Source organism: Rhizobium alarense (genome assembly GCF_021555155.1).
GTDB classification, from domain to species: domain Bacteria; phylum Pseudomonadota; class Alphaproteobacteria; order Rhizobiales; family Rhizobiaceae; genus Rhizobium_D; species Rhizobium_D alarense.
The window spans coordinates 1-10,248 of sequence record NZ_JAKGBU010000122.1 but is presented as its reverse complement, the minus strand read 5'-3'; the positions used below and the strand labels follow the sequence as shown (position 1 = coordinate 10,248).

At 57.1% G+C, this 10,248-nt stretch carries 6 protein-coding genes; 1 reads left to right on the top strand and 5 read right to left on the bottom strand.

Annotated elements, in window-relative coordinates:
* The first annotated feature begins 668 nt into the window (after positions 1-668).
* Complete coding sequence (locus tag LXM94_RS24165; RefSeq protein ID WP_235774196.1) at positions 669-1,562, top strand: BRCT domain-containing protein; 894 nt, start codon at positions 669-671, stop codon at positions 1,560-1,562.
* 44 nt (positions 1,563-1,606) lie between these two features.
* On the opposite strand, the gene LXM94_RS24160 is transcribed toward LXM94_RS24165, so the two are convergent.
* The 5 genes from LXM94_RS24160 to LXM94_RS24140 all read right to left on the bottom strand — a co-directional run bounded on the left by LXM94_RS24160 (position 1,607) and on the right by LXM94_RS24140 (position 10,195).
* Positions 1,607-3,763 (bottom strand): TniQ family protein, encoded by a 2,157-nt coding sequence (locus LXM94_RS24160; RefSeq protein WP_235774194.1) that lies wholly within the window; start codon positions 3,761-3,763, stop codon positions 1,607-1,609.
* Positions 3,763-4,731 (bottom strand): ATP-binding protein, encoded by a 969-nt coding sequence (locus tag LXM94_RS24155; protein WP_235774192.1) that lies wholly within the window; start codon positions 4,729-4,731, stop codon positions 3,763-3,765. The genes LXM94_RS24160 and LXM94_RS24155 overlap by 1 nt, the downstream gene beginning before the upstream one ends.
* 4 nt (positions 4,732-4,735) lie before the next feature.
* Positions 4,736-7,066, bottom strand: coding sequence for a hypothetical protein (locus tag LXM94_RS24150; protein ID WP_235774190.1), 2,331 nt, complete (start codon positions 7,064-7,066; stop codon positions 4,736-4,738).
* Positions 7,063-7,914 carry a hypothetical protein gene (locus tag LXM94_RS24145; RefSeq protein WP_235774188.1) on the bottom strand — a complete coding sequence of 284 codons (852 nt, stop codon included), beginning with the start codon at positions 7,912-7,914 and terminating at the stop codon, positions 7,063-7,065. The genes LXM94_RS24150 and LXM94_RS24145 overlap by 4 nt, the downstream gene beginning before the upstream one ends.
* Positions 7,915-9,043: 1,129 nt before the next feature.
* Positions 9,044-10,195, bottom strand: coding sequence for a hypothetical protein (locus LXM94_RS24140; protein ID WP_235774186.1), 1,152 nt, complete (start codon positions 10,193-10,195; stop codon positions 9,044-9,046).
* Between the last annotated feature and the right edge of the window lie 53 nt (positions 10,196-10,248).

Genomic DNA, 10,248 nt, shown 5'->3' with positions numbered 1-10,248 from the left:
GGGGCTCTACGGGTCGCGGATTCTAAACGACCGGAAACGGCGATTCCCTTGAACTCCAACGGGAGCTTTCCGGGCGGGGTGGGCGAGCCACCCGACGGATTGCCGACGAACCCGGCGCGGTTCGAGCCGCGGCTTGCCTCGCTTTAGAAACTTCTCAGCTATCTCCCTGTTATTTTAAAGAAATCATTCGCACATTCGACATCAATCCGGTGATTGCAATGCTCCCACCGAATCCTTCGCCAAGGTGCTGTCGGCGGGCAATCGCGAACTGCTGCGCGTCATCGCCGACAAGGCGCCGGCATCACTAGAGGAACTGTGTCCTTCCCGAGAGAAGGGTGACATTCCATACCGGAGACCTGTCTCCGGTATAAACCGTAACCCATGTCTCCAGAATGGACCCAAAAATGGAATGTTGAACGCCTCATCCCCGTAAACTGGCGACGTTGAATCCTCTCAATTTTTCCGGCGACTAAACGCTGACCGCGTAAACCGATCATGCCATACGTGTGAACTAGATGGTGTGAGAACCCCATGCCCGTGAACCGCTGTTCGCAACCAACTTCCGTGGCGGTATTGCAATCTGTCGGTTTTCTTGGATTCGCCGGTACTCGCATTGTGAGTGGTTCGTTGATAGGTTGTAGGCGACATGATCATAGAGGGGGGACACGATGGTCGATATGAAGCATCTTGAGCATGATGGGGCGACGCTCGGCCGAATTCACGCAAGATCGAACAACAGAAAGGCACTGGGCTATTGGCTGGGATTTCTGAAAGGGGTTCTCGCTAGCACGAAAGTCGAGACGACTGAGTATGATCCGCTGCGAGTGGAGGCTGAGAATTTCCTCAATCTTCTTCACGATCCCGATGCTCGCGAGCTCATTGAAGACATTCGAATCTGGAAGGACGAACCCAACGAGATTTACGAAATCGTGGAGAACATCGTCGCTGTGCGGTCTCGGGACTTCGTCATCGAGAGTGAGAAGGATGAGATCAATGAACTGTACGGCTTTTGCGCTGGCATCGCCTGCGACAATCGCATAACCCCCGAAGAAGTGGAACGACTGCTGTTGAGATTGGACAGCTATCCCAGGATTCAGAATGATCAGCGAGTGCGAAACCTGAGAACTGCTGCGCAGCGGTCGATCGCTGATGGAAGGATTACGCCAGAAGAATCCGACGACATCTGCAACTGGATTACACGTTTGGTCGGTGACAGCGCTACAGATACCGGTATCGCCACGTTCGGAAATGTCGGCGTCCTTGAAGGCGCACTTGAAGACCACAACGATATAATCTTCGACCGACGGATGTTCGTATTGACTGGGAAGTTCACCCTTGGCCCCAGGAAGGCGATTCAAGGCATGATTTCCGACCGCGGGGGCGAATTCAAAAGCAGCGTCTGCAGAAATACCAACTATCTCTGCGTTGCAGCGGAAGCTTCACGCGATTGGCGGCATAGCCACGAAGGCTTGAAGATTATGCGGGCCATGGAACTTCGAGACGAAGGGCGCGGCCCCCAGTTGGTTCACGAGGGTACCCTGGCTCAGGCATTCTTCCGATAGCGACGCTGGGATGCACCTTCTCGTGGTGGTCAATGCGCTCGCACCTACCGGATCTCCTTCTTGAGAAGTAGCCAGTGATACTCCCCCAGTTCCTTGGCGAGTTTCGTCATTGTCTCCTTGTTATCGAGGAAGCAGGCTCCCAAAACTAGATCGCGGGACGGCACCTCCTGGAGTCGAAAGGTGGGCATCACCCTGTAGACTTCGGCCTTGTGCTCCTGGAACCATCGCCATTCGCGAGCGGCCCGAGGATTGAACTTCTTCCGGATCACGATCCGGTCCCCGACTGCCGCCGCCGTGAAGCGCGTGACGCGCGTCGAATTGAAAATCGTCTGCTCGGACCTCGTCAGTATCGCCGGAAGCAGGAATGCGGGGCAATGTTCGGCGGCGATCGAGGAGAATGTCTGCCACGTCGCCTGAACTGCCGTCGACACCTCCTCGATGCCCAACGCCTTCAGCAATACTGTGCGCTCGACGACGTGGTCGTGCATACCGTCGATGTCGGTGAAATGGCGAGGAACGTCGAGCTTAGCCAGTGCGTCGGCGATGTCGTTTCGGTCCGCACGCAACTCCTTCCTGTATTTCGATGCTTCGACATATCTCGCGAGGAAGGCGTTGACGGAATCCTCGGAAAGGAAGGACAACGACGAAGTGGTTCTCACGATCTTCAGAACGCCAGCGCGGGCAAGCGGTGCGATGGACTGGTGGCGGAGACCCAGAAGAGCCTTCGCGCGACCGAAGGTAACTTCGCCTTCCCGGGCGGTCGACCTTACCGCTGCGGCCGGAGGATCGTTGGCCATACGCAAAGCGTTGAAGCCGACGCGATCCTTCCTGATCGCTGCCGGCTTCAATGTACCGGAGAGCACCATCTTCACCACTTTCCGCTGTGTGATGTCGTTCCAGCGTGCATAGTTCCAGATCGTGAGGCGCGTTCCCTTCTTTCGGCTAACGGGCAGGGTCGCAATCTTTTCCGCCAGCGCCTTGGCAGAGTCCGGATCGATCTTGAATTCCGAGGTCGCGGTCAGCCCAAGATAACCTTCGAGGTGGCCGGACGTCACAAGGAAACGGATCATCTTCTTGCTGCATCCGAGAAGTACAGCGCACTCCTTGTGCGTAAGCAGGGCATCGATCGCCGATCGGATCTTCTCGACGTCGTCCCGGGAGTATTTCAGATCTGGAGATTCGAGACCTCGCTTCCGCAGGAACACGCGTGCCAGTTTGTATTGGATGCGTAGTTCCTTCTGAAGCGCCTGCGACGTGATAAATTTGAAATCAAATCCACGTAGCTCGCGGAACTGGGTGACGCGGGCATGTCTCGCGAAAGCCTCCTTCTGTGCAAGGTCGATCCGCCTCCAGCTTTTCTGGAGAAGGTTGACCCCTCTGCCTCCGCGGCGGATCCAGCCGAAGCCGTTCTCGATGCCGGACTTCAGGGCATCCGCCGCATTATCGAGCAGCCAGGACTCAAACAGGGAGACAAGATCCTGATGCGTTCCCCGGAGCGCTTCAAAACCCCGTTGATAGGGATGCTCGCACTGTGGGGCGTTCTCTTGCCACGGATGCAGGAAAAAGCGACCGACAAGGCCACACAGTTCGATGACCTGGTAGAGATCGATATCATCGAGAAGGGGCCGCTGCCGGCCGGAAATGCACCCCAGCCGCTGAAGCAGGTAGTGCTCGAACAGATCGCTGCCGTCAATGACAGGCAGCTTCGCAATCAGGGATTCGCCGTCTGGTGCGTGCCCATAGTGCGGCCATGTCCATTTCAGGTGTCGACCTTCTGCGAAGGTCTCTTCGAGCGGGCAGCCATGAATAGGACAGATCCAGAATGGCACGATATCCCACCATACACGATGTGACTTCATCTCGCCGAGGCAGCCGCGGCAGAACCTGCGGTGGACGGCGGAGATTTGCCCGATCCGAAACTTCTCGCCTGAGATGACGAAAAATCGGCCGATCCGTCGAGGAGTCCATCGCTCGAGCGACTCCTTCGATGCCGGTGATAGAGGCAGATTGATCACCTTGTCGGAAATCTCGGGAGAAAGGATCGAAGTCGTGGTGACCCCGATCGAGTTGGCATAGGCCCTGACGCTGATCAGTCCCTCTTCCCCGACAAGTCTTCCGAAATAAGTGTATCCCGGTTCTCCCATGGCAGGTTTCGTTCTCCATGACGAGAAGGAACGCTGAAGACGATTTGCCACTGTCATCAGGCCGCTCCGAAATTGAAGAACGTTCTCTGATTTTCCTTCCAAGGACTGCGCATGCACGCATCGCGCAGGGTTTCAGGTCTGATGTATCGATGCCCCTCGTTGATGGCGGTCCAGCATGCACGTCTGATGACTACCATCACGCGGCCGAGATAGCCGTCGGAATAGGCGTACATCTCGTCGGCCATGTCCGGCTCGCCGAGGTTAGAAGTTTCGGCAAACGGAAGAAGGTCATCGATACCACCCATAAGAAGCTGGAAGCGTTCCCTGCCGTCCTCGGAGCCATCGAATTGAACGACAAATTCCTCGAAATAGTTTCGGCCACTCATTTCGGGGAGACTGAAGACCCATTTCCGAATCTTCGGCTCTCCGACGAGGACGACGGCGAACGACTTCGCTTCGATCAGTGACCTGATGAAGCTGTTGAACTTGGGAACCTCGTCCTTTCGCCGATCGAATAGCAGGTACTGGGCATCATCGATGATCACCAACTCGGTGCGATGCACGATGAGGCGATCCAACGCGTTTCGATTCCGGATATGCTGCGGCACCTTGGCCGCCTGGGCGCGGGATCCTGTCTGATAATAAATCTCGTCAGTCAGCGTTGACGGTGTCATGCCTGCCGTGGCGGCGATGTAGACCATCGGATAAACCTCTCCATCCTCGTCAATGGATGGGGGATATTTGGCCATATAGGCCTCGCAGATCGCCGTCTTTCCGCCGCGTGAATCTCCGTATAGCGCGCCGAAACTTCCTTTTCCGATGTCACCGCCGTTCACGGGCCTGTGGGCGTCGGCCAACAGTTTCCAGCCGGCATCAAACATTTCATATCGATGAAGAAGATTGTTCACCATCCACTGTCGCTCGCTGTTCGGAAGCTTGCTCGCGGCCCATCGTGTTTCGGGCGCCAGGAACGGGGTCTCGTGAAATAGCTTGCGCGGTGCTGTGTCCATCGAATGCAGAGTCATGGTGTCAGGTCTCCTTCGGCTTGTTCTGATCGGAGTGTTTCTTCCTCAGCTCGGCAAGGCTGAGGCGACCGCCAGTTCTGGGGGTGGGGGCTGGTGGTGCAGGGTGGTGAGGCTGTACGTCGGGCCGTGGCAGAATGATTGGCGGGGCATTGACCGGGCCGGGCCTCGATGACGGTGGCTTCCGCAGAGCGCGGGGGCTGACCGGTTCCCTGACTTCGATGGTCGATGGCTCCGCAAGACTTGTCCGACCGCCGCTATCGACCCAGGTCAAGTCGACAACTTTCGCGCGCTCGATCTTCAGCCCTTGCTTCTCGATGTGACGGGCGATCTTTCTCGAGTTTTCGTCGCGCCTGGTTTTGATGTGAAAATCGATCTGCATATTCCGGAGCCGCTCATAGGCCTCCTGGAAGCTCAGGTCGCGCCCGTGCTCTTCGAGCTCCCGTTTCTTGTAGTCGCAGATCAATTGATGCTGGTAGGCGTTCAGGCCGTTGGCATAAGAAGCCAGAGCCGGATCGACAGGCACCCGAATGGGGTAGTTCCGTCGATGCGAGTCCATGAGCCAGATGTGGCCGACATCCCAGAAGGGGCGCGTGGCGACATATTGTGTGGATCGGTGAACGCGGCCTTTGTCATCCCGGACACCCTTCTGGTGATTGGGATTGGTCGTCACCGTGAGAAGCTCGTCGGACTGGTAAAGCAGATAGTCGAACTGGATCCCGTTGTCCTGGATGGTCACGTTCTTCGTATGGCCGGCAAGCCATTCGAACGCCTGAGGATCGACCAGCTTTCTTGGCGGCAAGGTACGGATATCGCGCTGCCAGATGACATCGGGGATCGATTTCATCGTGGGAATCTCACCGATGCCCTTCTTCGCCGTGCGGTTCACGCGCACAGCGAAGTGGATGTCGAGAAGCGAGCGCAGCTCAACGATGGAGATCTCTGCCTGGATTTCCTGATCGGCGAAATCGAGCCTCTTTCGCTTTTCAGGGCGCGGCATGTGGCCGGGTGTCGACTGAAGAAGTCCGACATCCAGATCGTCGAACAGGTGTTCCAGCGCACCCTTGTCCTCTGGAACCCGAGGCCTGTATTCGGTGATCTCGAAGCCCAGCATGGCCGAGGCAAACTGGATCTGCTCGCCCGTGAGATGCGCGGCCAGGTCGACCCCCACGCGTTTGGGTTTCCCGAACCATGGCCATGAAACTGACGAGTGGAGGTGATCCTTCGGAAACATCGCGTGACGGAAGCCGTCGATGAAGGTCTCGAACGAAGGCGGAGAGAAGGAAATCGAGTAACCGTAGACGAGGCCGCAATATCGGTCGCGAAAGACCAGAATCTCGGGACGGCCGTAGGCGAGGCTAGGAAGCAGCGGATCGTACACCTTGATCGGCAGCGTCGAATAGTCGACGTCGACCACATCGAGGATGCTCGACGGCCGCCACGAAAGCACGCTCCGGGAATGCTCCCGAGCAGCATATTCCTCGCTGATGCGAAGACGATCCTTGGTGTATCTGTCGAGGTTTGCGATGCCTTTCTTGAAGGATGATAGCTTCATTACCGGCTGGCCGGCTGGGTTCAAGGCTAGATCTCTCGCCCAGGCGAATTCTGCGCCGTCCTTCACCAACTCCTTGACCCGGTTGCGGGCGTCCTCCGCCCCCATCTTCGCGGTCAACGCTTCGATGATGGCTTTGTCCTTGATGGCATAGAGAACGGCCGGAAATCGTGGTTCAGTGTTGCCTTTCGATTTGATCGGCGCGAACTTGACGATCCGGTTCAAGGCGGTGCCGTGCTTGTCGATCCGCATCATCTTGCAGATCCAACCCTTCGAGGGAGGCGTTTGCTCTTGCCTTCTCGCGGCGACTTCCGCGGCGATGCGTTCCTTGACATCGTCCGGCAACGTGTCGCTTCTGCGAAAATCCTTCTCTCTGTTCAGAGCATCGACGTACTCGATGCGGCGCAGCGCTTCGGCGACTTCCTCGCTTGTGAGACTGTGCACGCTGCCCGGCATGTTGCGCATGTCGGGTCGTCGCCCGTCGATGGCGACGATGCGGTTCATGTGCTCAAGCTGGAGGATCTGATCCTCGTAGAGCAGAAGGCTGTCGGCTCCACCGACCTGCCTTAGTTCGGCGAAGCGTCTGCCTGTCACCTCGTCCTGCCAGCGGACGAACATGAAGTCCCCGTACGCCCGACCCTTCTTGTCGAAGATGTGGTACCGATCACCCTTGCGCATGTCGATGGGCTGACCGACCTCCATCGACGGATCGGGCAGGGGCAACTCCAGCTCGCGCAACGTCTGGACGGGTTTTCTGAAGCGGGAGTAATAGTCTGCGATGCTCACGGCGTTCCTCTCCCGTCCTCCCATTCCGGGGCCAGGAACGAGCGTGCGAAGTTGCGATCACGCAGCATGCCGGTGAATTCGGTTCGATGAATCACGCTCTCGATCGCAAAGGGCTGGGCCTCATCGACCCAAAGGTCGCCGGACGCGACAAGATCCATCACGACCTCGAACACGGGATTGATCTCGGTCAGGATGCTCGCCGTTTCGGGAGGCTCGTCCTCGAACCGCGTCGACATCGCGTTGAAGGTGCTGGCCTGCATGATCTGATGCACTGTCATCGGCAAAGGCATCCGGAGGATGTCTTCCCGGACACGTGCGAACTTGCGCAGACGTGCCTGGGGGCGAGCGAGTTCGCACATCTCCTTCACGTTGGTGAACAGCGGTTCGGGATAGATCTTGCGCTCGTCGTGGAGGATGTAGACGCTGCCGAACTTTTCGCGGTAGTGCTGGACTCTCTCGTCCGCACGGGCACGTTCACCTGGAGTCGTCATGGTCTCCCAGTAGCGGCGAACGTCGATGAAGGTGATGCTGCCGTCGCGGTGGCCGAGCGCGAGGTCGGCGATGTGGGATTCCGTGCGGCGGCCGCGCCTCCCTTCCACCCAATAGAGCGTCTCCAAGGGATGATCCACGATAGAGACAACGTCGCAGTCGGTTTCGGCGAAATAAAGGAAATCATGTACGATGTTGTCGCGTGTGCGCAGAATGTGGATGCCGGAAGGTGCCTTCATCGTCGGGAACCAACCAGGGCGCTTCTTGTAATCGTGCAAGGCTTCAGCATGGGGGCGTTTGCGTTCCGGGTCGAACACGAAATCCCAAAGGGCTCGGCCGCGAAGATCACTCTCCGTCATGACATGGCTCTCCTGTCGCTCTGACGGTGCCAGAGACGTTGAAACAGATCAGTTGAAGGATTCATCGCCGTCGGGGTGGCCGTGGCGCGTCCGAGAACACACTCCAAAGTGGAGAGGTTAAGAAAATCTAAACGACGTTCTGGCGCGGAAGGGCAGCGGCTCTCGAAGGCGAATCCTTGGCAAAGAGTCCAAAAGACTCGAATGCGAATCCTATCGGTGCAACCTGTGGATGCGCTCTCTGGGAAAGCGGATTTTTGAATCCTGTGATCATGGATTCGATCTTGCCGAGGCTGGCAACCTGTCCGGGTAGTTCGGACGCACGGTTATGGCCGCGGCAGCGAACATCTCATGTCAACAATAATTAAAGGCGAGTCGATGCCGCCGAGAAAGATTTCAGGATTCGTGTTCCGCTAGTGGAGCCGCGCGGCGATTTCGGGCGCAACCTTGGTCAGGAAATGTATCCGGGGAGCGAATCACTCGGACGGACAGACCTCTCGGTGAACCCGATTAATGATGTCGTATTCGTATCCGCACCATGCGTTTTCTCCGCTCCAGAGCCTCCAGGGCACGCCCGGATAATAAAGCGAGGGGGATATGTTCATATTTCGTTCACGGCGTCAACATCTACGGTTTTGTTTTGTTTTTGATGCCGGCGATAGTTGTGGATGTGCCGTCTCCCTGGATAGCGAGTTCTCTGACACGAAGAGGGTCGAAATCTACTGATGCCTATCCGCTTGACGACACCCTGGAACATCGACTGGGCGACGCCACGCTGATACATGGCCGCTGGATTGCCGATAACCCAAGCGGCGACGGCAGGTTCATGGTGACGCGGTGGATTCCGCCGAAGGTCGTGCGACCGCAGGATCGGGAGACGTTCCACCAAGAGGGCGGCCAGGTATTAGAGTGCAGAATACGGAAGTGGATAGCTGCGAATACCTATGGCTCTGGGCATCGTTCTGACAGCCAGAGGCGTGGATGCGCGCTGTTCGTCACTGGAACGACATCCTGGATGGTTTCGCTTACAATGCGGTGATGACGACGCTAGGTGTCGCCTTTTCAGGTTTGGCCGTTACTTGGAGGACGTGAAGACATTGGAGCAAGGCAGTCGGCTCCACGCCGTCCGTTGCTAACGCTTCAGGCTTTTGGACGGAATAGGCTCGGGTCTGTGTGAAGGCCCGTCGTTCTCGTATTTCGATTCCGAGGGTGCCGGGAAATCCCTGAGGGTGTTTTCGATTGCCGCCTCCATTCTACGATCGAGACGAAAAGCTTGGTTGATGTTGCCGAACGCCACGACTCCGCTCGGAGGTGCCTCATGGTTCGCGAGAAGCGCGCCGATGGCGCCTTCGACTGTCTTATAGTCGTGTTCGTCAGCTTGGGTGCGGCATAGGTAACGCAGTATGAACGTCGCCAAATCAACGGATTCCTCCGTGGCATCGACATTGCTTGGGTATTCCGACGTCGTAAGTATGGTCTCGACGGACTGGACGATCGGTGATGGCACCGTCAGCGGACTCAGCTTTTCAGGATCACGTTGGAAATAATAAAGGTAGTAGCCAATCCGAGAGTCTCGCAGCTTCCTTGCTTGGCCCCAGGCATCCTTCTTCGGGTGGCGGATATCGGCACGGCCTTCGCTGCTGACCTTTTTGGCCTGAAGTCGAAAGGGCCGGAAATGCGGAACTCCCCCGATCTTTACGCAGAGAACGACTCCAAGATCTGCCCCGGTGTCCTTCTCCTGCTTGCCCATGGCGATGTCGGCGTAGTGGAATAGAATGGCATCTTGGATTTCTGCCCGTTGGGCCTGGAAGGCAACCTTGTCAGAGAACTTCTTATCGGAAAAGCATTCTGAGGCGTAAAAAAGCGTCCTCTTTACGGCGCTCAGCAGACTCGAAAGCAGATGACCGGTAAGTCGTTCCTCATGGCTGCCCGTCGCCGAAAAATTCATCGCGAAATCTTCCTGGGCCATTACGACTGCAGCATACGCCATCCATGTGGTGATGTCAGGGAACACTTCCGTACTCAGAAGAAAGTCGCCCACGACAATCGGAAGCGGCGCTTGCGGCAATGGATTGGCGATATCAAGCGGTTCGGCAGGCAGGCGAAATTTTACGCCCGCGTCTGCTCGCACGGCATTCATGACCTCCTTGGCGGCTACAGCGAATTTGGCGCCGAATCGGAGGCCTGCAAACCCACCTAGTCCCATGATGCTGACATCGTCGAGCCAGTCTTCGTTTATGAAGTTTGCCGCTAACCTCAGCCGCTTTGCCGACACGCTGTCCATTCCGTCTCCCTCACACCGACGACACCATCAAACGCGTCATACGACACGGTCGT